Here is a 24,157-nt window from a genome sequence, read left to right as displayed (position 1 = left end):
GGAGGCAGTTATGGAACAAAAAACATTTATTAAGGTAACTTGTAGTATTTTAACGATTAGTGATACAAGGAATTTGGATACGGATACTAGTGGTCAACTGATTCACTCTGCCTTAGAAACTGCTGGGCATGAGGTTATTTCGCGGATTGTCGTGCCTGATGATGTTACGCTCATTAAGCAAAAAATAAACGAGTTAGCAGCTAATGGGTCCTTTTGCCTTATCACAAATGGTGGTACCGGTATTGCTAGGCGTGATGTTACGTATGAAGCATTATTCGCAACGATTCAGCAAGAAATCCCTGGGTTTGGTGAAATTTTCAGGATGCTCAGTTACGAAGAAGTTGGTAGTCGCGCCATGGTGTCTCGTGCATTCGCTGGCTTTTCAGAAAGCGGCTTACTGCTTTTTGCGTTGCCTGGATCAAGTAACGCTTGCCAGCTCGCTGTTCAAAAATTGATTATCCCAGAATTACCTCATTTAATAGCAGAACGACAAAAATAAAACATCCGACCACACATGTGACCGGATGTTTTATTTATCCTCCAATTTGACTCATACGCCGCCAAGTTGGTTTATTAGATTGTACTTCATCTTGTAATTTTAATGCCATTTCATGATTTTCAGGCTTATTATCAATTGCTTTTTGCACCAATTGCATTAATTTCACTGGATCTTGGATAAATGGGCGGATATTCATTTCTTCATCCCAGTATAAACATGCTTTAATATAGCCATCTGCAGTAAGTCTGAGTCGGTTGCAACTATCACAAAAATGAGCGCTAACCGGGTGAATCACACCAAACGTCCCTTTCGCTCCTTTTATACGGAAATTTTCGGAGGGGCCATTTCCACGAATCGAGTCCACTGGTTCATACTCATAACCAGCTTCATTACAAGCTTCAAAAATTGTATCAAGCGGCAAATATTTTTCTTTCCAACTCGTACCAGCATGACCAATTGGCATGTATTCAATGAAACGAATATTAATATCTTTATCTTTTGTAAATCGAAGGAAATCAGTTATTTCGTCATCGTTTTGTCCTTTAATTAGTACGACATTAAGCTTAATTGGGAACAGTCCAACTTCTTCTGCTTTTTGAATACCATCAAGTACTTTTTGCAAACGGCCACCTCGTGTAATTGCTTTAAAACGATCTTCATGAAGAGAATCTAAGCTGATATTCACACGTGTGAGCCCCGCATCCTTCAGTGCTTCTGCTTTTTTTGCCAAATACATAGCATTCGTTGTAATCGAAATATCCTCTATTTCAGGAATTGCTCCCAGCCCGCGAACAATTTCCACTATATCAGTTCTTAGTAACGGCTCTCCGCCAGTGATGCGGACTTTTTTGATGCCGAATTTCACCATTAATTCCATAAAGCTGACAATTTCATCTTTGGATAGTACTTTTTCATGAGGCAAAAATGTCAGGCCTTCTTCGGGCATACAATACACACACCTTAAATTACACCGATCTGTTACTGAAATACGAATATAATCGTGTACCCGCCCAAATTTATCCTTTAATAATTGCATAAAACAAAACTCCTATCCTACAAAATAGTTACGCTTCTGCTTTAAATGTCCCGCTTTTTCCACCTGTTTTTTCCACTAAATACGTTTTTTCAATCCGCATGCCTTTATCCATTGCTTTGCACATGTCATAAATGGTTAATGCTGCAATGGTTACTGCCGTGAGCGCCTCCATTTCGACGCCCGTCTTTCCAACGGTTACGACTTCGGACGTGATAGTTAGCGCGGTCTTACCGTCATCTTCAAAAGAAATATCAGCTTTTGTCGTCATAATCGGATGGCACATTGGAATTAGTTCGCTTGTTTTTTTAGCCGCCATGATTCCAGCAACTTGCGCAACGGCCAAAACATCTCCTTTAGCAATTTTACCAGCATGAATACGCGCTAAGGTTTCTTCATTCATATGTATCGTAGCTCTAGCGATTGCACGGCGTTTTGTTTCAGATTTGCTCGTAACATCTACCATTTTTGCGCGTTTTTCATCGTTAAAATGCGTTAAATCATCTTTTTCCATCTATTACCCTCCTTATCCACCGCTTACTGGCGGAATGACTGCGATTTCGGTTATTTCTTCTGGTAAAAGGTCTTGATCTTGTTGAAATTCCATATTCACAGCTAGCATACATGTTGCCAAATCAACGGCTATTTCAGGAAATTCACTACTAATAACTTCTCGAACCTCGCCAACTGTCTGGCATTGCTGCAAATTCAATTTCACTTCCGTTTTATGTGTCTTATCAGCTAAAAAAGCGAAAAATTTAACTGTTGTTAGCATCTATGCCACCCCACCTTGTTTTATCGACATCTTTTTCTTCTTTCCATATAGGTACCCGTTCTTTTAAACGTTCAATAATATATCTGGATCCCTCGTAGCAAGCGGCTCTGTGTGGTGTTGATACACCGATGACCACAGCGACATCTGTTATTTGTAAAAGTCCTAGTCGGTGGACGATAACAACATCCGCCCCCCACTTTGTTTCTACTTCTACCGCTAATTTATTTAGTTCTTTGAGCGCCATTTCCTCGTACGATGTGTAACGAATTTCTTCTGTTTGAATGTCACCCGTCCATTCTCGAATTGTACCAACAAAAAGATTAGTCCCACCGTGATTTTTATTGATTAGTTTATCAGAAAGTGGTCCTATTTCGATTTTTTCATGTTGCAAAGCTACATATTTCATTTTAAAAACTCCTTGATTAACGTTTCTGCAAAAAGGGTTAAAGCTTTTTCTTCGCCGATGAAAATAGCTTCATTTTTTAACGCTGGATTATGCGTCGCAATTTTATGGACAGCTTTACTATTGTTTAAAAGTTCGATTTCCGCCTGTTCGCGAATTAAAATAATTTTAGGAAAAGGACCTTCTTTGTAGCCTTCTATAAGAACGATATCTGATTCTGGTAACTTTTGAATGGCTGTTTTTAAATCGATGCCGGTTTGTTCCATCACAGCATATTGTCTCGAATTCGCAATAACAACAGCCTCTGCACCACTTTCTTGAAACGAGTAGGAATCCGTTCCCGCGTGATCTACAGAAAAATCATGTGCATCATGTTTGATGGCAGATACTGTGTAGTTTTCCTTCCGACTAGCTCGAATTAGTGCATTTAGTAAAGTTGTCTTCCCGCTATTTTTAAAGCCGATTATTTGGAGGATAGTAGCCATGCTTCGACCTCTTCTCCTTTTAATTTTCCAACTTTACCGCGAGGGATTTTGAATAAACAGGTGGTTAAATGGAGGTTTCCTAGCGCACTCGACATATCGCTTCCTACCAACTCAACCAAATATTCCCCTTCGTCAGACAAACGATAGGTTCCTCGTAAAAAACGATCATAGCCATTATTTTTAGTGTAATCGCTCGCCATTTTTGCACGGACTTTGGTCGTCTCAGTTGTATCTTTCCCCATTAAGGTAGCTAATACCGGTTCTACGAATAAGTAAAAACCTGTAAAGCATGCCCCTGGATTACCAGAAAGTGCGATGATAAGCGTGTTGTCCAACCACATCCCTGTTGTCGGACTGCCCGGTCGCATTTGAATTTTATTAAAAAGTAATTCTGCCTCTTTTTTTGCAATATCAGCCATATAGTCAAAGTCCCCTACAGAAACACCACCTGTAGTGATTATCAAGTCTGCTATTTGAGTCAATTCTAGTAATCGTTTTTTCGTATCCTCATAATTATCAGGTAATTGTTCGGCCGCGCAAATTTCGGCATGATGTACTTTTAGTAAATTCTCCAGTAATGGTTGATTACTATTAAAAATTTTGCCATCTGGAAGTGGATTTCCAGCAGAAACAAGTTCACTACCTGTGGATAAAATAGCTACTTTTGGCTTTCTGATGACTTGTACTTCTTGAATTCCAAAGGATGACAGTAAACTTATCGAACCGGCATTTAAAATGTGTCCACGATCTAACAGCAAATCTCCTTTGGCGAACTCCGTACCGATTTCTGTAATGTTAGTAGATTTTTGTGTATTTATAAGTACGATTTCATTCTCGTTATCCGCTTCTCTTGATTGTTCGAGCATAATAATTTTCGAGGCATTATCTGGCACTTTTGCTCCAGTCATTATTCGGACGGTTTCACCAGGTTTTAGCGGTTTATCGTATGTTTCCCCACACGGAACTTCTGCTACAACGTGCAAAGTGATAGGATAATTCTCGTCATCCTCCTCAGTAATCGCAAAGCCATCATAACCAGAGCGCCTAAAATAGGGAGCAGGAAACGGCGCGAAAATAGGTTCTTGTAGTACTTGGTTTAACGCCTCTGTCACACATTTCTTTTCTACTGGAAGATGCGTTATTTGATTACATAATATCTCTCTCGCTTGTTCCATTCTAATGGTATTTCTTTTTTCAATCATCTGGGCGCACTTCCCTTTCCTAAATAATGTATGCGTTTTCTTTAGTACCAATATACAGGAGTTTGCTTGTTTTAAAAAGTAAAGCGACTTCTCCTTAGTTTGCTGCTTTGAATCCGTATTTTTCCAGTATTTTTTGCGCTTCTGATGTATTCATAAAATCAAGGAATGTCGCGGTTTCTTCTTTTTTATCCGAGTCACTGACTTGTGCGCTATAGTAAGCAATTGGATCATGGAGTTTCTCATCGATTTTTGCCTTCACTTGTACTTTTTTGCTTAATAGAGCATCTGTCTGGTAAACGAAGCCTGCATCTGCATTTCCAGCTTCCACATAGGATAAGACTTGACGAACATCGGTGGCAAGAACGAGTTTTGCTTTTTCTGCATTATATAGATTTAAGTTTTCGAGCGTTTGTTTGGCATAGGCGCCTGCTGGTACTGATTCTGGATCCCCGATGGCGATTTTGGATGCATCATTAAGTAATTGTTCTAAGTTCATCCCTGCCTTCTGATCCACGTTTTTAGGTTCAATTAGAACGAGTTCATTTCCCGCAAATTCTTTCGTTTTTTCTGCTAAATTTTGCTTAATCAGTGTATCCGCATCTTTTTTACTCGCTAAAAGGACGCCGTCAATTGGTGCACCGCTTTCGACACGTTCGCGAATTTGCCCAGAACCACCAAAATCAAAGGATAATTTAATCGTTGGATTAGCTTTTTCAAAAAGTGGCTTTACGTCATCTATCGTATCTTTTAAACTTGCTGCAGCTGAAATATGTATAGTCGTTGTTTTGGCTTTCTCAGGTGTATCCTCGCAAGCTCCGAGAAGTAGTAATAATCCACAACATATAATAAGTGCTATTTTTTTCATTCTTCATCCCCCTTTTTTATTTAGTTACATTGTACTTAAGTTTGACATTTTATACCAGAGAGAACGATAATAATAGAAGTACTAGAGGGTTCAGGAGGAGATTTATGTTTACATCTGTTTGGCATACATTACTTGTAGCTACAATTTCTACGTTTCTCGCGTTTATGACGATGTTACCACTGAGTTATTATTTTGCCGGTCGAAAATCACGTTTCCAGTTACCAGTGGAGATTTTAATTTTACTTCCGCTTGTTTTACCGCCAACTGTGGTTGGTTTAGTTTTACTGAACGTCCTCGGCCGCAATGATTTTATTGGTGGTGTGCTTTGGGATACTTTTGATTTCAGCTTTATTTTTTCCCTTAGCGGCGCAATTGTTGCAACGACAATTATTATTTTACCGATTATGTATCAAGGTTTGAAATCAGCATTTTTATCAATTGATCACGAACTTGTATGGGCAGCAGAGACTCTTTCAGCGAATAAAAAACAAATTTTCACAAAAATTATTTTACCGAATTGCTGGCAACCAATTTTAGCAGGGGTTTTGCTTAGTTTTTGTCGGGCGATGGGTGAATTTGGCGCAAGTTTGATGGTGGCTGGTTATATTGAAGGCAAGACGGATACCATTGCTTCAAGCATCTATTTTATGGTGCAACAAGGAGACATGCGTACTGCGATTTATCTTGGATTAATTAACGTCATTATCGGCGTGTTTGCTTTACTTGTCATTCATGTATTAACTATACGCCAGAGTAATTTAACGAGGGGGATGTAATTATGCTACGATTACAATTTCATAAAAAACTTCCTTTTCATGATTTAAATATTGATTATACGTTTGAAAAGCCAGTAACCGCGATGATGGGCGCAAGTGGTTCAGGCAAGTCAACTCTATTTCAGTGCGTTAGTGGCTTGAAAAGTATTGACGGCGGCATTATTGAATTTGACGGGACTCCGTGGGATGATTCCAATATTTCGTTACATCTTCCTGTAACAGAGCGCAAAGTAGGTTATTTATTTCAGAATTTAGCTCTATTCCCAAATATGAATGTGTATGAAAATATCGCTTTTGGCTTGAAAGTGAAGAAAAAGAAGAAAAAAGAACAAGCAGAAATTCAGCAACAAGTACGAAAAATGAGTGATTATCTACAAATTTCTCACCTGCTTTATTCTTCCGTTCAGAAATTATCTGGTGGCGAGAAACAACGTGTTGCGATGGCTCGGGCAATGATTACGGAGCCAAAATTACTTTTACTGGATGAACCTTTCAATGGTTTAGATGAAGAAACGCGTTTGATTTGTATGAAATTAGTTGGTCAAATGGCCAAAGACTTCCATATCCCCGTTATTTTTGTCACGCATTATGCCTCGGAAGCAGAAATGATGACCGAAGAAATTTTAGTTATGCGAGAGGGACGCCTTGAAAAACGAAAAAGTTAATGTCGGCATTGTATTAGCCGGTGGTCGCTCAAGCCGTTTTGGGGAACCAAAAGCGTTTTTTCAGGATGAGGCAACTGGAAAAACGTGGGTCGAGCTAACGGTTAGTAAGTTGCTGCCGCTTTGCGATATGGTATTTGTATCGGCAAATCATGAAAATCATTCAAAACTCGTGGCTCTTTTTGATGCAGAACCAAGCATTGAAATCATTCCAGATCAAACCGCATTCAGTGAATTTGGACCGCTTGGAGGAATTTATGCGGTGATGGTAGAAGCAAATGCTTATCAGAAAGCTAATTTCCTAGTGCTTCCTGTCGATATGCCTTTTTTGACTCCAAAAGAAATTGGACGACTGGCTGATTATCCTAATCATTTTGCTAAAACAGCGCAAGCAAATCACTATTTGGTTGCCAATATTCCCTACTCACGAGAAGTGCTACATCACTTACTACAAGACGAGCAACATCGTGTCAGAGCTTTACTCGAAAAACTCCATACCAAACCTTTAGCATTTGAAGAAGATGCCCCATTTAGAAATATCAATCATCAAAATGAACTTTTTTAACCTTTTCTTGTCCTTTTCTTTAGTTTTTTTTGGTAAACTAGAGAAAATCATGAGAAGAGGTTTTTTTATGCGATTTTTCCGCTTACTTTGGGTGTTTACTTGGAAGCAAGCACTTTGTTGTATTTTTCCAGGCATTATCTTTATTTCGCTTGCACTTACAAAATTGATTGATATTCCTTTTATTGCGCGCTACGACTTACTTTTGATTATTTGTCTTGGAACGCAAGTGCTACTTATAAAATTCAGTTTAGAAACATGGGATGAACTTAAGGTAATTATGGTTTTTCATCTTATTGGACTTGGACTTGAAATCTATAAAGTACATATGGGGTCATGGAGTTATCCAGAGCCTGGTTTAATGAAACTTTTCGGTGTGCCGCTTTATAGCGGTTTTATGTATTCAAGTGTGGCGAGTTATATTTGTCAGGCTTGGAAAAGATTTGATCTTAAAATGACAAATTGGCCAAATATCTGGTTAGTAAGTAGCCTTTGCATAACAATTTACGCTAATTTTTTCACGCATCATTTTATAATGGATTTTCGGTGGATTTTGATTGTTTTAGTTCTCGTTTTATTCCGAAAAACATATGTTTATTTCAAAGTTAGTTCGACTCAACTCAAAATGCCTTTATCTTTTTCCTTTTTATGCATCGCCTTTTTCATTTATCTTGCGGAGAACATTGCTAGTTTTTACGGAGCTTGGTCTTATCCAGACCAGCTGATTGCATGGCGTCCGGTGCACGTTTCAAAAATTACGAGTTGGTATTTACTTGTTATTATTAGTATTATAATCGTCGCACAACTTAAATTCGTTAAGCAAAAATTAGAACAAACTTCTGTAAAAGCCAAAAGCGAGGCCACGCTGAAATAGTGGCCTCGCTTTAGTTTTTATTGGTAAACAAAATTATTTTTTCCAGAAAGAAATTGGAATTTATTTGTGAATTACATATAAACTATCTTTTAAAAAAGGAGTCATCTGAATTTCTGTTTTTTCTTCATGAAGTATTTTTGTAAGGCTGACCTTTTTACCTTGCTCCAAATCAATCGCGTAGTCATCCAAAGAAGCAAATTGCCCTTTCAAATAAATCGGGACATTTGATGGCACATAAATGATAACTACTTTTTCGGTCTCCGCTGCTCGAATTTCTGGAGTTTGATTTAAAACTAAATTTATTGGTGCCAGTGTTGTTAAGTCATTTGCCAAAATAAAGGATTTTAGAAATGCATAATCTGTAGCTCCTTCAAAATGAAGTGCTTGTCGCCAATTAAATGGAGAAACAAAACCTTCGCCTAGAGCTGATCCAAATGTACTTCCTTCTTCATGCCAACTCCAAATACCATGTGCCCCATAAGAAATACCAGCTATAGCACCAGATAAGACACTTTGCCAAGCTGCTTTTCGTACATCTTCTCGGCTAAAACGACCATATTTTTGTCGACTATATCCCATTAATTCGTAACACGGTTCTGAATTAATAACTGGCTTGATTGGCTCTAACTGACTAAAGTGTTCTGCCAACGTATACGCCATTGATTGGTGCTCCGAATTATGTCCAGATTGATAAAAATACAAATCAAGTGCTGGATGTGTTTGCAGATTTTCCGGAATATCTTTTAAACGACCGCAAATATGCAAAACTTTAAGTGCGTGTGGCGCTTTTTTAGAAACGGTTTCTAAAGCTTCCAAATAATAAGCTGTTACAGTTTCCGTTGGAAAATCCGTGTCCCCACTAATGATATAAATTGGTTCGAATTGCTCGAAATGTTCCAACATCATTTCTGTATAGGGTTTAATGTCTTCTTTTCGAAACAGTGGTGAAGTACCAAATTTTGCCCCCCACGTCTCTGGAATATAATTACACCACAATAACACAAGCGCTGGAGTAAAACCTTGATTCACTGCCATTTCTAACATCTTTTCTGCATGTTTAAAGTAAGCTTCATTTTTAGCTTTTAAATCGAAAAAACCTTCACTTATACCAAACGGCTCTTGCATTTTTTTTAGTATACTTCGATCCCATTGTGGCAAAATATTGATTTGCAGTACATTAAATCCCTGCTCTTTTCGGACTTTTAAATAGTAGGCCCAATCTGTTAAATCAATATTTGTAAACGCACTCCAAACAGTATCTGCAAGGTAGAAAAAAGGTTTGTCATTTTTCTCTATCCGGCGCTTATCTGCACTTTGTTTTAACATTTTTTTCACCCTTTCTATATTAAGCCTTTGCTTCTAAAATCTTTTGGTTATTATCTACGCTTTTTCCAAGGTTCACTGTAATAACATCGGCGAGTGTGGCACTATTAGTTACAATAATAGGCGTTGTAATATCATAGCCAGCTTTTTTAATTGCATCTAATTCAAATCTTCCTAATAAATCGCCCTTTTTTATTTCTTCTGATTCGCTCACTTCAATGTCAAAAAATTGACCATTTAGATTAACTGTATCAAGTCCAACATGAATTAACAACTCGACTCCTTGTTTGGAAATCAACCCTATCGCATGCTTGGTTTGAAAAACACTAAGTACTGTTCCATCAAATGGAGCACGAATTTCGCCACTCGCTGGAAGAATCGCTACTCCTGCTCCCATTATACCAGCAGAGAAAACTTCATCTTTCACATCATTTAATGCAATTATTTCCCCTTGAAGTGGGCTATAAATAGTTTCGTCTAATGTAGCTTTTTCTCCTGTTTGAATCACAACTTCCTCAACTTTATCTTTAAATCCAAAGAAATAAGTTAAAATCAACGCTACACTGAATGCCACTACTAAAGAAATTAAGAATCCCCAAAAATCCCATCCTATTCCATCTGGATTAATGAACATCGGAATACCGAAAATCCCACCAGACGCGAAGCCTCCAAACATTTTCGCAGCACTCATCCCTGCAATTGCCCCACCAAATGCTGATCCTACGCAAGCCATAATAAATGGTTTTTTATATGGCAAGTTTACTCCATAAATCGCTGGTTCCGTGATTCCTAAAAATCCTGAAATAGTTGCTGTTATAGAAAGGGAACGTAATTCTTGGTTTCGGGTTTTAAGCATTACTGCCAGAACCGCACCAGTTTGCGCGAATACAGTACAATAAAGCATAGCATTAATTGGATCGTACCCTAAAACAGAAATATTATTAATGAAAATCGGGATAAATGCCCAGTGTAATCCGAACATGACAGCCACTTGCCAAATACCAGCCAGGAAGAATCCTGCAATCATTGGACTAAGCGAATAAAGTCCCAATGCTCCTTTTGCAAGTAGTTGGCTAGCATATGTTGAAACAGGTCCGATAATAATTAGAGATACAGGCACCACAATTAAAAGTAATAAGAGAGGAACAAAAATCAATTGTAAACTTTTCGGAATAAATTTCACTAATACTTTTTCCAGTTTGCTCATAAAGTAAATAGCTAAAATAACAGGAATAACAGACATTGTATAATTCATTAAAATTACAGGGATATGTAGAAATGTTAAATGAGCTCCGCTGCTATACATATCAACAAGCGTCGGGTAAACAAGTGCTGCACCAACCGCAGCAGAAAGATATTGATTCGTTTTAAATACTTTCCCTGCTGAAAACCCAAGTATAATTGGCATAAAGTAAAAGAGGGCATCACTTGCTGCGTAAAGAACTTCGTAAACACCAGCTGAGGTATTAATTAGTCCCATTGTAACTGCCGCTGTCAGGAATCCTTTCAAAATACCTGAAGCTGCCAATAGACCCAGTACTGGCATAAATATTCCAGAAATTAATTCAACAAACTTATTAAAAATACTTTTGTGTTCTTGTTCAGGGTTATCTTGCGGCGCATCATCTGGTTTAATCCCTAATACTCGAATGACCTCATCATAAACATAACTCACATGATCACCGATAACCACTTGGTATTGTCCACCACTTTTCACAACCGTCATAACACCTTTTAATGCTTTGATTTTTTCTGTTTCTGCTAGATTTTCATCACGTAACTTAAACCGTAGTCGTGTCACACAGTGAATCACACTTAAAATGTTTTCTTTTCCACCAACAAGCTTTACAACCTCTTTTGCAAGATCCGAATTATTCATTTAAAATTCCTCACCTTCTGTAATTTTAGAATACTGCTTTTCACTTGTTTTTCCCATTCTTGAAAATCTTCCAAAGCATGTGTATGAGTGATATTTGGTTGGTACAATTTTGCTATCGTTCTCTTATTTTGTAGTTTATTGTCGGCAATTTCAATAGCACCAATTGCCGAAAGTTCTTCCGCGGGACTGACTGCCACTTCTGCTTTTAAAACATCTGCTAAATATTGCATCAACTCATGTTGCTTTGTTAATCCCCCGTCTACTTGTAAGCGCTTAATATTTTGACCTGTCATTAACTCCATTTGGTCAATAACAGCCTTAATTTGAAATGCAATACTTGTAAAACCGGCACGAATAATATGCCATTTTGTATGTTCTCGTGTGAGACCAAGAATCTCTGCTCGTATATCTGTATTCCAATAAGGCGAACCTAAACCTAATTGTCCAGGAATTAGCACAACACCCTCATTGCATGGTAATTGAAATGCTCGCTTACAAGCTGTATCGTAATCATTAAACAGTTCTAATTGTTCGGATAAAAAAACCAATGTGTCTCCACAAGAACGAATAATTCCTTCTAACGCAAACTGGTTCACGCCTGCAACATCCCAGGCAAGAGTTGTCAAAATAGCATCGTTTTCAGGTAATCTGTTCTCACCAATTTGCATCATAACAGAGCATCCTGTCCCAAGCGTCGCCTTCACTGCCCCAAATGCATCACAGCCTTGTCCATAAAGTGCCGCTTCTGAATCAGCCATCACACTATGAATCGGTATCTCCTGATAACTTCCAAAACTTCCAGCAGATTGCTTCACTTCTGGTAAATAAGCACGTTTAACTCCAAAAAGTTCGAGTAACTCATCTGACCAATCATTTTTTTCAATATCATAAAGGAGTGTGCGGCTGGCGTTTGTTCGGTCTGTGAAATAATTACTATCATCCGTAAGCGAAAATAACAACCAAGCATCCATTGTGCCAAATGCCAATTGATTACGACTTGCTGCATCCCGCACCGCAGAACTATTTTCCAATAACCACTTCATTTTAGAAGCAGAAAAATAAGAATCAATTTTCAATCCGGTAAGCTGTTTAATTCTTTTTTCATAACCAGCTTTTTTTAATGTTTCGCAAAGTTCTTTTGTTCGATTACATTGCCATACAATCGCATTATAAAGTGGCTTGCCCGTTTGTTTATCCCAAGCTACAATTGTTTCCCGTTGATTCGTCAAAGCAAGTCGCTCGATATCCGCTGGAATTAAATCATGTTTTGCCAATATGTCCGCAATTAATGTACGGACATTTTGACAAATTTCGATTGGATTATGCTCTACCCAGCCTTTCTTCGGATACAACTGTCGATGCTTTTTATCTAAACGATCTACAAGTTCACCTGCTTTAAACAATAATACTTTCGTTCCAGATGTGCTTTGATCAATAGCGATTTGATAGTGTTTCTTCATCTTCTTTCGTCTCCAAGGTTTTTCATAACTGTAGCAACAATACCAGTAGCAGATAAGCCATAATAATCAAAGATTTCTTGGCTCGTTCCAGCGATAGCAGGTTCATCTGGAATTCCTAAGATCAAATGACGAATACTTGTTGGCGAACTACTTACCACTTCACTCACTGCTGCACCTAAGCCACCATAAATACTATGTTCTTCTATGCTAATAAGTAGTTTTGTTTCAGCTAATGCCGCTTCTACAGCTCCCTGGTCAAATGGTTTGATTGTTGAAAAATTCAATACACGCGCGCTGATTCCTTTCAACTTCAATTCTTCCCTTGCATCAAGTGCGACTCGTACCATTTCACCAGTTGCTAAAATTGACACATCGTTTCCTTTCCTAAGGGTTCCAGCTTTCCCAATTTGAAATACTGGTTTTTCTGCGTAACAATCTTCTACCGCATTTCTGCCAAGACGAACGTACGCCGGCCGATTTGATTGAAGCAAATAGTCAAAAACAGCTTCCGTTTCCAGACGATCAGCTGGTAGAATGACTTCTAAATTAGGAATCGCTCTAGTAACAGCAATATCTTGAAGCGAATGATGGCTCATACCAAGTGCACCATAACTAACACCACCGCTGATACCAATCAATTTTACATTCGTGTCTGAGTAAGCCACGTCTACTTTTACCTGTTCAATACTGCGCATACTTAGAAAACATGCTGGTGAAGCGACAAAAGCTCGCTTGCCACTATGTGCTAAGCCTGCTGCAATTCCAACAATATTTTGTTCGGCAATCCCAGTTTCAACTAGTCGCTCTGGAAATTTCTCAGCAAAAGCCCCCAGCGAAGCGGATCCTCTTGAATCACTTGTTAAAACAACTAAATTACTATCGTTACGAGTTGCTTCTTTCATTAAAACTTCACACATTACTTGGCGGTTCGCTATTTTATTCATGACGGCACGCCTCCATTCTTTCCTCTAAATCTTTCATAGCTATTTCGTATTCCTCACTGCTTGGTACGTAATGATGCCATTTAGCAGCATTTTCAGCCATTTTAACCCCATAACCTTTTATCGTTTTTGCAATAATTAGACGAGGTTTTCCAGTCACATTAACTGTTTTAAAAATCGCTTGTAGCTTATCCGGATCATTTCCATCCACTTCGATAACATCCCAACCAAATGCGCGCCACTTATCTGCCAAAGGTTCTACACTCATTACATCTTCTGTTCGACCGGAGATTTGTAAGGAATTCCGATCAATAATCGCAGTCAAATTATCTAATTTATAATTTGCTGCAGCCATTGCGCCTTCCCAGACAGACCCCTCTGCAAGTTCCCCGTCCCCCATGAGTGTATAGGTGTGATAACTTTTCCCATCCATTTTAGCAGCTAATGCCATACCCACCGAAACAGATAAACCATGGCCGAGCGAACCTGTGTTCATTTCAATTCCAGCTACTTTATTATTTGGATGCCCGATTAAACGCGAGCCAAATGCGGAGAAATCAGCCAATTCTTCTTTTGCAAAAAACCCTTTATCTGCTAAAACTGCCCAAAGAACTTCGACAGCATGTCCTTTACTTTGAACGTAACGATCACGATCTAAAGCTTCTGGATTTTCCGGATTAACATTCAGCACACCATAGTAAAGCGCCACAAGAATATCCGCACATGATAAATCTGAACCAGTATGTCCCGTTTTTGCATCATATATCATTTTTAGAACATCTTTTCTAATTTCAAACGATTTTAACTTTAATTCACTCATTTTTTACTCCTTTCTCTATTCACCGCGTAAATAAGCTTTTATATCTTCTTCAATTGGATCATAGAGGTCTGGCTTTATGCCAATGTATTTGCATGCTTCATAAAGAATAGGGACCACATCTGCATGGATACCACTAACATGATGAATATATGGTCCTGAAACGATTTTTTCCTCTAATCGTTTCAAATTATCTACCTCAATCCAAAGATATGTTCCTTTTGTATACGGACCTTCAATACCTCTCGCTTTACCCAGTAACAAGGAATATTCGCCATTATCACCATCAAAACGACATAAGGTTAATTCGCCACCTTTCGCTTCCGCTTCGACTGCACCAGGTGAATCAAATGCTAACGGATAGCCAATTGCCGGTTTATCTTTTGCAACAGAAAACGGAAACAGTCCACAATGTTGTAGCAATTCACCATTCTCATTATCTGGATGTCTAACAGTCCAATCTGCAAAAAAACTTTTATTTCTGCCCAAATTTGCCGCTTCGATTAATAAACAAGAAATTGCTCCATGAATATCTGTTTCACAAACAACTGGAATTCCTTCATCTATGAGCATCGCGTTTGCAGCGCAAGGCATAATACCAATTTCATCTTGAAGTGCAGTCCAACATTGGATGGCAATCGCACTACAACCATATTTTGTTGCTAAATTTTTCATCGCAACTTTAAGAGCAGCAACCATTCGTAAGTCAACTTCTTTAATTTTAACGATTGCACAACCGTGACAATATTCGACGGTTCCATCCACTTCCTCTATTTGTTCGCTAGATACGCTACGAATTTCTTTTATTAATTCTGGAAGCGGAATTGGAGCTAATTGAATATTGAATTTTTCTAGCAACTCTCCTTCATTACACATCGTTGTCCAAAAATCAAATGGCCGTGGTCCAATTTGTAAAATCCGCATGTTTTGAAATGTTTTTACCGTATTACAAACTGCAATGAAATCTCGAATTCCTCGTTCAAACTCTGGATCAGATAGACGGCAATTTGTCATATAAGTAAATGGTACTTGAAACCGACGTAAGATTTTTCCAGTTGCAAACAAACCGCACTGCGTATCTCGAAGTCTCACACCATTTTCATCAGGTCGTTCGTCACGCGGACCCCAAAGCAATACTGGTACATCTAACTCTTTAGCAAGTCTCGCACAAACATATTCCGTTCCAAAATTAGTATGTGGTAAAAACAAACCTTGGATTCCAGCCTTTTTAAATTTTGCTGCAATTTTCATCACATCTGCATCATCATAAAGCAATCCATCTTCATTAAATTCTGCAATGTCCACAAATTCAATATTTAGTTCGTTTAGTTTATCTCGTGTGAGATTCGCATATTTGACTGCATCTGGTGCACTAAATATACTTCGCCTTGTCGGCGCAAACCCAATTTTAACCGCCTCCACCTTCTAACCACCTTTTTAGTTTAGTAATTATTTTAGTTCTCATAAAAAGCAATCAGTAATCGCTTTCTTTATTTGCATTATAGTATCATTTCTAAACTAAGTCAATAAAATTAAAGATTATTTTATATATTGTTTTAGTTTATTTTATATAAAAGAACTAAACGAGAGGTTTAGAAGACTGAAGGTATGCTATTTTTTGTTTTGATTTACTAAACATGATATACTAAATAAGATAAATTTAGTAAACAAGGAGAAATGAATAATGAAGCTGGAAGATATTGCACGATTAGCAAACGTTTCGAAATCGGCCGTTTCCCTTGCGCTGAATGGAAAAGCTGGCGTAAGTGAAGAAACCCGTTTACATATTCTGCAAATTGTCGAGGAAAATAATTACGTCCCGTTACGTAATACCAATAAAAAAATGAAAAAGAAATCAACCATTCGTTTTATCGCATGCAAAAGTCCTAACTTGATTACCGAACAATATCAGAACTTACCTTTTTTCAGTGAGCTACTTAGCTATTTATCTGCTGAAATCGCTAGTTACCCATATGATTTGGTTATCTCTACCTTCGATGCAACAACCATATTAGAAGAACTTGCTGAAGCAGAAAAAGAGCAACCAACAGCAGGCCTGATTTTACTTGGCACTAATTTAAACGCTGAAGAAATTAACCGAATACAACAGGAATATCCTAAAATCGTTGTCTTAGATACACACCATCCACATATCTCAGCCAACTTTGTCTCTATTAATAATTTTCTCGGTGGATATAAAGCAGCTGACTACCTTTTACAACTAGCACATACAAAAATTGGTTATGTGATGGGGGTACCACGCATTAAAAATTTTGATGAGCGGAAAAGTGGCTTTTTTGCTCGTTTAGAAGAAGCCGATATTTCAGTCCCTGAACAACATGTCTTTCATTTACCAGCAATGCAAATCCAAGAGGAAGTTTCGGTAAAAGAAGCCATTGCTGAATTGCAAGATTTACCCTCTGCTCTTTTTTGCGAAAATGATTACATGGCTATTAGCATGATTAAAATGCTACAAAGTCTATCTATCAAAGTCCCTGAACAAGTTTCCGTATTAGGTTTTGACAATATTAATGAAAGTAAAGTAATTACACCAGAACTAACCACTGTTCATGTTAAAAAACGTGATATTGCTGAACAAACACTTGCCCTTTTGTCCAAACAAATTAAAGCTGATACGAATTTTGAAACCAGACAAATCCAAGTGAATACAAGCTTAATCGAAAGAACTAGCTGTGTTCCGTTCAAAAAATAACCAAAAAAGCCTGTGCTCTATTTTTGAGCACAGGCTTTTTTGATATTTTAAATTAATTTTAAATGTTCTAAAGCTTTATAAACCCCATCTTCATCCACATGATCCGTAACATAGTCAGCGACCGCTTTTACCTCATCACGGCCGTTGCCCATTGCCACGCCAGTTCCAACAGCTTGAAGCATTGCAATATCGTTCAAACCATCGCCAAATGCGTAAGTATCTTCCATCGAGAAGCCAAGTTTTTTGATCATTTGTTTAATGCCTTCCGCCTTCGAACCGTCAGCTGGACAAACATCCACGGAAACATCATGCCAGCGCAAGAAACCATACTGCTTAAATTCTTCTCGGTAATAAGCATCATACGACTCATCGCAGAAAAGTAAACACTGATAAATGTCACGACCTTTATAATAATTAGCATCCACTTTAGGATAATCTCTTTTAATAGAATCCATTCCGATTGTCACCCGGTCGTGATCCGGTAAATTCGCGCGCATGGAATCTTTTCCTGAAAAAACAATTGGATGCTCATGCTCCGATGCAACCGTGATTAATCGTTCTAAAGATTCTGTTGGTAATGGTTTAGCGTATATTTCTTTTCCTTCAAAAATAACATATTGACCGTTGTAGCAAATATAAGAATTAATATCTAATTCTTTTCTGATTTCATCAAGCATAAATGGACCACGACCAGTTGCAATAGCCACATAAACGCCATTTTCTTTCAATTTAGCAATCGCTTGCTTCGCTGATGCTGGAATTTCTTTCGTTTCTCCTACAAGTGTCCCATCTACATCAAAAAATACAATTTTACTCATTGATTAAACGCCTCTATCCTCTATCCATTTTTAAATCATTATGTTTAAATTATAGCAGAAAATCTCATTGATAACAGGGTTGACAAAATTAATTATACTTTCTAGTAGCAATTATCTGGATTTATGGTATATTAGAATGAAGGATATAGATCGGATGAACATTTGTAGAACGACAATGGAACGTGAAAAAAAACTTATAATTACATCTTTTACTCGGAAATTTGTTTCAAATTCCCAAAATAAAGGTATGCAATTATAACGGATAAGAAATTTAACATACGTGCACAGCTATTTTTATACATTAGTCTGTGGTAATTTTTCTTTGTCTTTTTTATGCCTGATTGTCAGTATCTCGTGCACCCATATCCGCTTGCTACTAAGTCCACAACTGAAAGCAAGCCAATTATTACTGAATAATTATTAGGTTTTCGACCAGAGAATCTATTTTTAAAAACTAAACTTAAAATTTAAGGAGAGAAAAACATGATTTTTAAAGTATTTTATCAAGAAACACTGACAGAAACACCCGTACGCGAAAAAACACAATCTTTATACGTAGAAGCGGAAAGCGAAGTAAAAGTACGCCAACTTTTAAAAGATGAACCTTTCCACATCGAATTTGTCGAAAAAATTAGTGACGCGCACTTAGCTTATGAAAAGGAAAACCCAGACTTCGCGCTCTGGGAAAAATAAGCCTATATGAAATTTGTTAAAAATAATGAGACAGCTGTTTTCGCCCTTGGTGGACTAGGCGAAATCGGTAAAAACACATATGGCGTACAATTTCAAGACGAAATTATTCTAATTGATGCAGGAATCAAGTTCCCGGAAGACGAACTTCTTGGTATTGATTATGTTATTCCTGACTACAGTTACCTAGTTAAAAACAAAGATAAGATTAAAGGGCTTTTTATCACCCATGGTCATGAAGATCATATCGGTGGCGTTCCTTACCTACTTCGCGATCTTAATATCCCAATTTACGCTGGGAAACTTGCGAGTGCACTTATCCGCAACAAATTAGAAGAACATGGCTTGCTTCGTCAAACCAAAATTTATGAATATGAAGAAGATGACGTTTTTAAATTCAGAAAAACAAGTATCTCTTTCTTCCGTACAACCCATAGTATTCCTGATACGTATGGTATTGTTGTCAAAACTCCATCTGGTAACATCGTTCATACTGGTGACTTCAAGTTTGATTTTACTCCAGTTGGCGAACCAGCAAACCTAACAAAAATGGCTGAAATCGGTAAAGAAGGCGTTCTTTGTTTACTATCTGATAGTACAAATGCGGAAGTACCAAATTTCACCATGAGTGAGCGTGTCGTTGGCGAAAGTATTAAAAATATTTTCCGCGATGTAGAAGGACGAATTATTTTCGCTACCTTCGCATCTAATATTTACCGTTTACAACAAGTAGTTGAATCCTCTATCGAAACTGGCCGTAAAATCGCTGTTTTCGGTCGTAGTATGGAATCTGCTATGGAAATCGGTAAACAATTAGGCTATATTCAAGCGCCAAAAGATACATTTATTGATGTGCATCAACTTAATAAAACACCCGCTGGAAATGTGACTATCCTTTGTACAGGGAGTCAAGGTGAACCAATGGCTGCTCTTTCTAGAATTGCTAATGGTACGCACCGCCAAATCCAAATTCAACCAGGTGACACGGTAGTCTTCTCGTCTTCCCCAATCCCTGGTAATACAACGAGTGTAAACCGCACAATCAATTTACTATATCAAGCTGGTGCAGAAGTTATCCATGGTAAAGTAAATAATATCCATACTTCTGGTCACGGTGGTCAACAAGAACAAAAACTAATGCTTCGTTTGATGAAACCTAAATTCTTTATGCCAATTCATGGTGAATTCAGAATGCAAAAAATCCATGCAGAGTCTGCTGAAGAATGTGGTGTTCCAGAAGAAAATAGCTTTATTATGGCAAATGGAGATGTACTCGCATTAACAAGTGAAACAGCTCATGTTGCTGGTAAAATCCATGCAGCAAGCGTATATATTGATGGTAGCGGTATTGGCGATATCGGTAATATTGTCCTTCGCGATCGTCGTATTCTTTCTGAAGAAGGCCTCGTAATTGTTGTTGTATCCATTGATATGAAAAATTCTCGTGTGATGGCAGGACCTGATATTATTTCACGCGGCTTCATTTATATGCGTGAATCCGGTAATCTCATCGGAGAAGCACAAGGCCTCCTAACGCGACACTTAAATAAAGTAATGGAACAAAAAACAACGCAATGGTCTGAAATCAAAAATGAAATTACAGATACTTTGCAACCTTTCTTGTACGAAAAAACAAAACGTCGTCCAATGATTTTACCAATAATCATGGAAGTATAGTTTTCAAGACGATAAATGGTTTCAAAATCATTTATCGTTTTTTTGTTGATTTCTCAGAAAGACGATGGTATGTTTAAACAAACAAAATAGAAAGACGAGGAAAATTTTATGACAGAAACTAGGGCTGAAAAAAAGAAAAAAACAACGTCCACTTTTACTAAAGTTATGAAAATTGCTAGTGTTGCTCTTTTAGGAATTATCTTCTTCTCTATAACAGGATTGGCAGCGAAGTATTACATCACCGTTCAAAATACCTTTTCAAAAATAAATGTCCCTCTAGAATCAAGTAATAAAACTTTAAGTGATTTAGAAAAGAAAAAACCTTTCTCAGTGTTACTCATGGGTTCAGATGCCCGACCTGGTGAAAAAAATGGTCGCGCAGATACAATTATTCTTGCCACAGCTAATAAACAACAAAATGCCGTAGAAATGGTTAGTATTCCTCGTGATACAAAAGTAGACTACGGAAATGGTGACATTGGTAAGATTAATGCCTCTTACTCCAACGGTGGCCCCTCAGGAACAGTTTCAGCGGTCGAAAAACTTATGCCAGGAGTTCCCGTAGATTATTTCATTTCAATCAATATGGAGGGCTTTAAAGACCTAGTTGATGCAGTTGGTGGTATTACTGTTTATAACGATATCGACTTAACAGAAGTAAATAGCAAATTTGTTAAAGGTAACATTACTTTAAACGGAACAGAAGCTTTACAATATGTTCGTATTCGTCATGAAGATCCTCGTGGTGACTTTGGTCGTCAAGATAGACAGCGCGATGTCATTATTGGTATTGCGAATAAGGTTATCAGTTCTTCCGGAGTTTCCAATTTTGAAAGCATTATGAAAGCCGTTGGCGATAATTTCCAAACTAATATGACGCTTACAGATATTACATCCATGGCTGCAAATTATTCTTCCGTACTTAAAAACGTCGATTCCCAAGAACTTAAAGGCGAAGGGGAAATGATTTATAGCGAGTCTTATGGATTTGATTTATATTACTTCGCCCCTGATAAAACAGATTTAGAGCGAATAATTACTATGTTTAAAAAGAGTTTAGATATTACTGAATAAAAAAGATGACGGAAGCTTGAACGAGCTTCCGTCATCTTTTTTATTTATGTTTCGTAATAAGTGCATCCATCTCTGTAATTACTTTCGCGCATGCTTGTTGGTGATAAGCAAATACAACTTCATAATTAGGTTCAGACTCTTTTTCAAGCGTCACATGATATAAAATTTCAATATTATTAATTGCTTGCTCTACTAAATGAGTAAAATGAAGCATTGGTTCATCAGAAGTCAAACTCGCAACAAAACTGCTATCTGTAATAATTTGTTCGCGTGTTTTTCTTAAATCTATCAACTGTTTCCACAAACCTTTTATTTTGGGAGCTAGAGATTTTGCATCTTCGCTATTTATATCAATTTCTTTTATTCTTTCTAAAACTGCCTTTTCCTGAGAAATAAACACTTGATTTAATTTTTTGTTTTTCTTGCGTGGGTAAAGCGCATAGACAACAAAACCGATCACAAGACCAATCATCGTATCAAATAGTCGGTCTCTTAAAAAGACTATCGGCTCTCCGTCGCCTTTTCCGACAAGTACCATTACTGTAATAACAACAATAACCATCGTGAATTTTTTAGTAAATAGATAGCTTAGCATAACTGCAAGTGCTGCGCCAATCGGAATCATAATATAATGATGGTTGGGAACTAGCAAGTATACAAAGGCTGCAAGCAGTCCACCTACAATAGTACCGATAATCCGCTCAATGCTTGATTTATATGTATCCCCCTTACTCATTTGTGCGGTAATATAAATAGCATTAAATACGTATGTTGGATACACAATCCAATCACCCATAATAGGGAATAAAATCACTGCTATCGTAATACTAATAAGCACTTTAATAACTCGTGGATCAAGAGCGAAACGTTCTCTCATAGAAATCTTTTTCATTTCTGCTCTCTCCCTTCCACTAATTCTTTCATTCCAACCTTAATAGCTAGGAAGTTCTCAACAAATTTTTTCACGTGAAATGAGGCAACTGGATTGGCTTCTTTCGCGTTAATTTCATCAGAAACTTTCACGTTAATCTGAGCAAGGGCCTGTTTCGCTTCTTCCGACAAACCAACTCGTCCAATGTCCTCCATTGTTTGCATATGAAAAAAAAGTTGAAGATAATTAGGCAGTAACGCTTGATACAGCTCCACATGACGAGGATTCGCTTTTTTACTAGCACTATATTCTTTAATAAACATTTGTGACTGAACAAAAATACTATACAATGGTTTTGCTATAAATTTACCATTATTTTTAAATACACTTTCAATTTCCTTGTCAAATAGTCCTACCAATTGTTTCATAATAGTTTGAACGGTTTTTTCGAGTGGTAAATGTACATATTTTACGACTAACTGCACCAGTAAAAAGAACACAAACACATCTATTAACGCGACAATTATCATAGTATAGAGAGGCATTGGCAAATCATCTGTTCCAAGAAAGTAAAGTGCTGTCCCAATCGCGAGTGTCATTACCATATATTTCTGCGGCATCAAGAAATTCACCGCCAAAATAACAACTATCATGACAACATAGTAAATATACACATTGATTGGGAAAAAATAGGTGCTTATAATGACAAAAATACACGCTAGAGTGAATGCTAGCGCTATTTGGGGAATGACTTTTCTGGTAATTCCATATGTAGGTTGCATTGAAATAATCCCTATTAGTACCACTATAGGTAAAACCCCGGCCAAATCAGGAAAAATAACTGTATGGACCACTACACAAATGCTCGCATAAATAAATGCTTGCAACATCTGAATAAGTCCTCGAGCGCCGATTTTATCAAGCAAAAATTTCTTCATCTGTTCCCCCTCCTTCTGTCCCTTTATGTGAAGCTCTGTAACTATAATAGAAAATAACTGGCTAGATAGCAAGCGGTAATTCGCAAACAATAAAAAAAACCTAAGAATATACTAGACATGTTGACATATCTCTTTATATTACATAGGTTTTCTTTTTATTGAATTTTTTCTTGTAGTCGTTCAATGTCATCATCCGAACCGATAACGATTAGAATATCTCCTTCATGTAGAACATCATTGGCTTCAGGAGTAATAATCATTTGTTTATCTTTTTTAATACCGACAATATTGACACCAAAAGAGTTACGGAAATCTAAATCAACTAGGCTCTTTCCAAGGAAACGTGGATCAGATACAGAGATTTCGACTAGACTATATTCATCCGATAATTCAAGATAATCTAGCATGTTTTTCGATACGATGTAATGCGCAATACGTCGTCCCATGTCTCGCTCAGGATGGACAACCCGGTCTGCTCCGATTTTATCAAGCAATTTGGCATGTTTATCATTCGTCGCTTTTGCGGTAACGTATTTTACGCCCATTTCTTTTAAAATAAGTGTAGTTAAGATACTCGACTGAATATCCTCACCAATCGCAACGATAACATGCTCAAAATTACGAATACCAAGCTGGCGTAGCGCGTTTTCATCTGTTGAATTAGCGATAACTGCATGGGTCGCAATGGACATATATTCGTTGACACGTTCTTCATCCGAATCAATCGCAAGTACTTCCATTCCTTGCTCGACAAGTGAACGACAAATACTTCCGCCGAATCGCCCAAGACCGATGACTGCAAATCCTTCTTTCATGTGTA

General features: G+C 37.6%; 26 protein-coding genes. 9 read left to right on the top strand and 17 right to left on the bottom strand.

Annotated features, from left to right (window positions below; translation table 11 throughout):
• Positions 1 to 10: 10 nt before the first annotated feature.
• Entirely contained in the window at positions 11 to 499 is a 489-nt protein-coding gene (locus LMOATCC19117_RS05430; RefSeq protein WP_003727026.1) for a MogA/MoaB family molybdenum cofactor biosynthesis protein, read from the top strand.
• Between the two features lie 34 nt (positions 500 to 533).
• On the opposite strand, the gene moaA is transcribed toward LMOATCC19117_RS05430, so the two are convergent.
• From moaA to modA, 7 genes are all read right to left on the bottom strand, one after another.
• Complete coding sequence (gene moaA / locus LMOATCC19117_RS05425; protein WP_003725559.1) at positions 534 to 1,535, bottom strand: GTP 3',8-cyclase MoaA; 1,002 nt, start codon at positions 1,533 to 1,535, stop codon at positions 534 to 536.
• A gap of 28 nt (positions 1,536 to 1,563) precedes the next feature.
• Positions 1,564 to 2,046 carry a cyclic pyranopterin monophosphate synthase MoaC gene (gene moaC / locus LMOATCC19117_RS05420; RefSeq protein WP_003725558.1) on the bottom strand — a complete coding sequence of 161 codons (483 nt, stop codon included), beginning with the start codon at positions 2,044 to 2,046 and terminating at the stop codon, positions 1,564 to 1,566.
• Between the two features lie 12 nt (positions 2,047 to 2,058).
• Positions 2,059 to 2,307, bottom strand: a complete 249-nt coding sequence (gene moaD / locus LMOATCC19117_RS05415; RefSeq protein WP_003725557.1) for a molybdopterin converting factor subunit 1 — start codon at positions 2,305 to 2,307, stop codon at positions 2,059 to 2,061.
• Positions 2,291 to 2,713 carry a molybdenum cofactor biosynthesis protein MoaE gene (locus LMOATCC19117_RS05410; RefSeq protein ID WP_003734830.1) on the bottom strand — a complete coding sequence of 141 codons (423 nt, stop codon included), beginning with the start codon at positions 2,711 to 2,713 and terminating at the stop codon, positions 2,291 to 2,293. Before LMOATCC19117_RS05410 ends, moaD begins: the two co-directional genes overlap by 17 nt.
• A complete protein-coding gene (gene mobB / locus LMOATCC19117_RS05405; protein ID WP_003725555.1) occupies positions 2,710 to 3,195 on the bottom strand; it encodes a molybdopterin-guanine dinucleotide biosynthesis protein B in 486 nt (161 codons plus the stop codon). Before mobB ends, LMOATCC19117_RS05410 begins: the two co-directional genes overlap by 4 nt.
• The gene (locus tag LMOATCC19117_RS05400) at positions 3,174 to 4,397 is read right to left on the bottom strand and encodes a molybdopterin molybdotransferase MoeA (protein WP_003725554.1); all 1,224 of its coding nucleotides are present in this window, start codon (positions 4,395 to 4,397) and stop codon (positions 3,174 to 3,176) included. The genes mobB and LMOATCC19117_RS05400 overlap by 22 nt, the downstream gene beginning before the upstream one ends.
• A gap of 94 nt (positions 4,398 to 4,491) precedes the next feature.
• Positions 4,492 to 5,262 (bottom strand): molybdate ABC transporter substrate-binding protein, encoded by a 771-nt coding sequence (gene modA / locus LMOATCC19117_RS05395; protein WP_003725553.1) that lies wholly within the window; start codon positions 5,260 to 5,262, stop codon positions 4,492 to 4,494.
• Between the two features lie 104 nt (positions 5,263 to 5,366).
• Between modA and LMOATCC19117_RS05390 the strand changes: the two genes are divergently transcribed.
• The 4 genes from LMOATCC19117_RS05390 to LMOATCC19117_RS05375 all read left to right on the top strand — a co-directional run bounded on the left by LMOATCC19117_RS05390 (position 5,367) and on the right by LMOATCC19117_RS05375 (position 8,136).
• Positions 5,367 to 6,038 (top strand): molybdate ABC transporter permease subunit, encoded by a 672-nt coding sequence (locus LMOATCC19117_RS05390; RefSeq protein WP_003725552.1) that lies wholly within the window; start codon positions 5,367 to 5,369, stop codon positions 6,036 to 6,038.
• A gap of 2 nt (positions 6,039 to 6,040) precedes the next feature.
• A complete protein-coding gene (locus LMOATCC19117_RS05385; protein ID WP_003722664.1) occupies positions 6,041 to 6,703 on the top strand; it encodes an ATP-binding cassette domain-containing protein in 663 nt (220 codons plus the stop codon).
• Positions 6,684 to 7,265, top strand: a complete 582-nt coding sequence (locus tag LMOATCC19117_RS05380) for a molybdenum cofactor guanylyltransferase (RefSeq protein WP_003725550.1) — start codon at positions 6,684 to 6,686, stop codon at positions 7,263 to 7,265. The genes LMOATCC19117_RS05385 and LMOATCC19117_RS05380 overlap by 20 nt, the downstream gene beginning before the upstream one ends.
• A 67-nt stretch (positions 7,266 to 7,332) precedes the next feature.
• On the top strand, positions 7,333 to 8,136 hold the full coding sequence (locus LMOATCC19117_RS05375) for a DUF817 domain-containing protein (RefSeq protein WP_003734831.1): 804 nt from the start codon (positions 7,333 to 7,335) through the stop codon (positions 8,134 to 8,136).
• 60 nt (positions 8,137 to 8,196) lie between these two features.
• Here LMOATCC19117_RS05375 and LMOATCC19117_RS05370 read toward each other — a convergent pair whose 3' ends face one another.
• Genes LMOATCC19117_RS05370 through LMOATCC19117_RS05345 form a run of 6 tightly spaced genes read right to left on the bottom strand, consistent with a single transcriptional unit; the run spans position 8,197 to position 15,978 of the window.
• Positions 8,197 to 9,462 carry a DUF4038 domain-containing protein gene (locus tag LMOATCC19117_RS05370; protein ID WP_003727030.1) on the bottom strand — a complete coding sequence of 422 codons (1,266 nt, stop codon included), beginning with the start codon at positions 9,460 to 9,462 and terminating at the stop codon, positions 8,197 to 8,199.
• A gap of 19 nt (positions 9,463 to 9,481) precedes the next feature.
• Positions 9,482 to 11,338, bottom strand: a complete 1,857-nt coding sequence (locus LMOATCC19117_RS05365) for a PTS beta-glucoside transporter subunit IIBCA (protein ID WP_003725547.1) — start codon at positions 11,336 to 11,338, stop codon at positions 9,482 to 9,484.
• Positions 11,335 to 12,798 (bottom strand): FGGY-family carbohydrate kinase, encoded by a 1,464-nt coding sequence (locus tag LMOATCC19117_RS05360; protein WP_003727031.1) that lies wholly within the window; start codon positions 12,796 to 12,798, stop codon positions 11,335 to 11,337. Before LMOATCC19117_RS05360 ends, LMOATCC19117_RS05365 begins: the two co-directional genes overlap by 4 nt.
• Positions 12,795 to 13,742, bottom strand: coding sequence for a transketolase family protein (locus LMOATCC19117_RS05355; RefSeq protein WP_003725545.1), 948 nt, complete (start codon positions 13,740 to 13,742; stop codon positions 12,795 to 12,797). The genes LMOATCC19117_RS05360 and LMOATCC19117_RS05355 overlap by 4 nt, the downstream gene beginning before the upstream one ends.
• Positions 13,735 to 14,559, bottom strand: coding sequence for a transketolase (locus LMOATCC19117_RS05350; RefSeq protein WP_003731783.1), 825 nt, complete (start codon positions 14,557 to 14,559; stop codon positions 13,735 to 13,737). The genes LMOATCC19117_RS05355 and LMOATCC19117_RS05350 overlap by 8 nt, the downstream gene beginning before the upstream one ends.
• Positions 14,560 to 14,574: 15 nt before the next feature.
• Complete coding sequence (locus LMOATCC19117_RS05345) at positions 14,575 to 15,978, bottom strand: L-fucose/L-arabinose isomerase family protein (protein WP_003734832.1); 1,404 nt, start codon at positions 15,976 to 15,978, stop codon at positions 14,575 to 14,577.
• Positions 15,979 to 16,240: 262 nt separating this feature from the next.
• On the opposite strand from LMOATCC19117_RS05345, the gene LMOATCC19117_RS05340 reads away from it, so the two are divergent.
• On the top strand, positions 16,241 to 17,269 hold the full coding sequence (locus tag LMOATCC19117_RS05340; protein WP_003725575.1) for a LacI family DNA-binding transcriptional regulator: 1,029 nt from the start codon (positions 16,241 to 16,243) through the stop codon (positions 17,267 to 17,269).
• Positions 17,270 to 17,316: 47 nt separating this feature from the next.
• Here LMOATCC19117_RS05340 and LMOATCC19117_RS05335 read toward each other — a convergent pair whose 3' ends face one another.
• Positions 17,317 to 18,087 carry a Cof-type HAD-IIB family hydrolase gene (locus tag LMOATCC19117_RS05335; protein WP_003725542.1) on the bottom strand — a complete coding sequence of 257 codons (771 nt, stop codon included), beginning with the start codon at positions 18,085 to 18,087 and terminating at the stop codon, positions 17,317 to 17,319.
• 483 nt (positions 18,088 to 18,570) lie between these two features.
• Between LMOATCC19117_RS05335 and LMOATCC19117_RS05330 the strand changes: the two genes are divergently transcribed.
• From LMOATCC19117_RS05330 to LMOATCC19117_RS05320, 3 genes are all read left to right on the top strand, one after another.
• Positions 18,571 to 18,780, top strand: coding sequence for a DNA-dependent RNA polymerase subunit epsilon (locus LMOATCC19117_RS05330; protein ID WP_003722652.1), 210 nt, complete (start codon positions 18,571 to 18,573; stop codon positions 18,778 to 18,780).
• Positions 18,781 to 18,786: 6 nt separating this feature from the next.
• Entirely contained in the window at positions 18,787 to 20,454 is a 1,668-nt protein-coding gene (gene rnjA, locus LMOATCC19117_RS05325) for a ribonuclease J1 (RefSeq protein ID WP_003722651.1), read from the top strand.
• 108 nt (positions 20,455 to 20,562) lie between these two features.
• Positions 20,563 to 21,528, top strand: a complete 966-nt coding sequence (locus tag LMOATCC19117_RS05320) for an LCP family protein (RefSeq protein WP_003725541.1) — start codon at positions 20,563 to 20,565, stop codon at positions 21,526 to 21,528.
• Between the two features lie 40 nt (positions 21,529 to 21,568).
• On the opposite strand, the gene LMOATCC19117_RS05315 is transcribed toward LMOATCC19117_RS05320, so the two are convergent.
• The 3 genes from LMOATCC19117_RS05315 to LMOATCC19117_RS05305 all read right to left on the bottom strand — a co-directional run bounded on the left by LMOATCC19117_RS05315 (position 21,569) and on the right by LMOATCC19117_RS05305 (position 24,152).
• On the bottom strand, positions 21,569 to 22,420 hold the full coding sequence (locus LMOATCC19117_RS05315; protein ID WP_003730938.1) for an FUSC family protein: 852 nt from the start codon (positions 22,418 to 22,420) through the stop codon (positions 21,569 to 21,571).
• On the bottom strand, positions 22,417 to 23,337 hold the full coding sequence (locus tag LMOATCC19117_RS05310; RefSeq protein WP_003734322.1) for a hypothetical protein: 921 nt from the start codon (positions 23,335 to 23,337) through the stop codon (positions 22,417 to 22,419). Before LMOATCC19117_RS05310 ends, LMOATCC19117_RS05315 begins: the two co-directional genes overlap by 4 nt.
• A gap of 155 nt (positions 23,338 to 23,492) precedes the next feature.
• The gene (locus tag LMOATCC19117_RS05305; RefSeq protein ID WP_003719245.1) at positions 23,493 to 24,152 is read right to left on the bottom strand and encodes a potassium channel family protein; all 660 of its coding nucleotides are present in this window, start codon (positions 24,150 to 24,152) and stop codon (positions 23,493 to 23,495) included.
• Positions 24,153 to 24,157: the final 5 nt, after the last annotated feature.

This window comes from Listeria monocytogenes ATCC 19117 (assembly GCF_000307025.1).
Lineage (GTDB): Bacteria > Bacillota > Bacilli > Lactobacillales > Listeriaceae > Listeria > Listeria monocytogenes_B.
The sequence above is the reverse complement of the archived record's forward strand: the minus strand, read 5'-3'. Positions and strand labels throughout refer to the sequence as shown.

Coding starts and splice junctions, on each gene's coding strand:
- LMOATCC19117_RS05430 (WP_003727026.1), top strand. CDS start 11: ATGGAACAAAAAACATTTATTAAGGTAACTTGTAGTATTTTAACGATT.
- moaA (WP_003725559.1), bottom strand. CDS start 1,535: ATGCAATTATTAAAGGATAAATTTGGGCGGGTACACGATTATATTCGT.
- moaC (WP_003725558.1), bottom strand. CDS start 2,046: ATGGAAAAAGATGATTTAACGCATTTTAACGATGAAAAACGCGCAAAA.
- moaD (WP_003725557.1), bottom strand. CDS start 2,307: ATGCTAACAACAGTTAAATTTTTCGCTTTTTTAGCTGATAAGACACAT.
- LMOATCC19117_RS05410 (WP_003734830.1), bottom strand. CDS start 2,713: ATGAAATATGTAGCTTTGCAACATGAAAAAATCGAAATAGGACCACTT.
- mobB (WP_003725555.1), bottom strand. CDS start 3,195: ATGGCTACTATCCTCCAAATAATCGGCTTTAAAAATAGCGGGAAGACA.
- LMOATCC19117_RS05400 (WP_003725554.1), bottom strand. CDS start 4,397: ATGATTGAAAAAAGAAATACCATTAGAATGGAACAAGCGAGAGAGATA.
- modA (WP_003725553.1), bottom strand. CDS start 5,262: ATGAAAAAAATAGCACTTATTATATGTTGTGGATTATTACTACTTCTC.
- LMOATCC19117_RS05390 (WP_003725552.1), top strand. CDS start 5,367: ATGTTTACATCTGTTTGGCATACATTACTTGTAGCTACAATTTCTACG.
- LMOATCC19117_RS05385 (WP_003722664.1), top strand. CDS start 6,041: ATGCTACGATTACAATTTCATAAAAAACTTCCTTTTCATGATTTAAAT.
- LMOATCC19117_RS05375 (WP_003734831.1), top strand. CDS start 7,333: ATGCGATTTTTCCGCTTACTTTGGGTGTTTACTTGGAAGCAAGCACTT.
- LMOATCC19117_RS05370 (WP_003727030.1), bottom strand. CDS start 9,462: ATGTTAAAACAAAGTGCAGATAAGCGCCGGATAGAGAAAAATGACAAA.
- LMOATCC19117_RS05365 (WP_003725547.1), bottom strand. CDS start 11,338: ATGAATAATTCGGATCTTGCAAAAGAGGTTGTAAAGCTTGTTGGTGGA.
- LMOATCC19117_RS05360 (WP_003727031.1), bottom strand. CDS start 12,798: ATGAAGAAACACTATCAAATCGCTATTGATCAAAGCACATCTGGAACG.
- LMOATCC19117_RS05355 (WP_003725545.1), bottom strand. CDS start 13,742: ATGAATAAAATAGCGAACCGCCAAGTAATGTGTGAAGTTTTAATGAAA.
- LMOATCC19117_RS05350 (WP_003731783.1), bottom strand. CDS start 14,559: ATGAGTGAATTAAAGTTAAAATCGTTTGAAATTAGAAAAGATGTTCTA.
- LMOATCC19117_RS05340 (WP_003725575.1), top strand. CDS start 16,241: ATGAAGCTGGAAGATATTGCACGATTAGCAAACGTTTCGAAATCGGCC.
- LMOATCC19117_RS05335 (WP_003725542.1), bottom strand. CDS start 18,087: ATGAGTAAAATTGTATTTTTTGATGTAGATGGGACACTTGTAGGAGAA.
- LMOATCC19117_RS05330 (WP_003722652.1), top strand. CDS start 18,571: ATGATTTTTAAAGTATTTTATCAAGAAACACTGACAGAAACACCCGTA.
- rnjA (WP_003722651.1), top strand. CDS start 18,787: ATGAAATTTGTTAAAAATAATGAGACAGCTGTTTTCGCCCTTGGTGGA.
- LMOATCC19117_RS05320 (WP_003725541.1), top strand. CDS start 20,563: ATGACAGAAACTAGGGCTGAAAAAAAGAAAAAAACAACGTCCACTTTT.
- LMOATCC19117_RS05315 (WP_003730938.1), bottom strand. CDS start 22,420: ATGAAAAAGATTTCTATGAGAGAACGTTTCGCTCTTGATCCACGAGTT.
- LMOATCC19117_RS05310 (WP_003734322.1), bottom strand. CDS start 23,337: ATGAAGAAATTTTTGCTTGATAAAATCGGCGCTCGAGGACTTATTCAG.
- LMOATCC19117_RS05305 (WP_003719245.1), bottom strand. CDS start 24,152: ATGAAAGAAGGATTTGCAGTCATCGGTCTTGGGCGATTCGGCGGAAGT.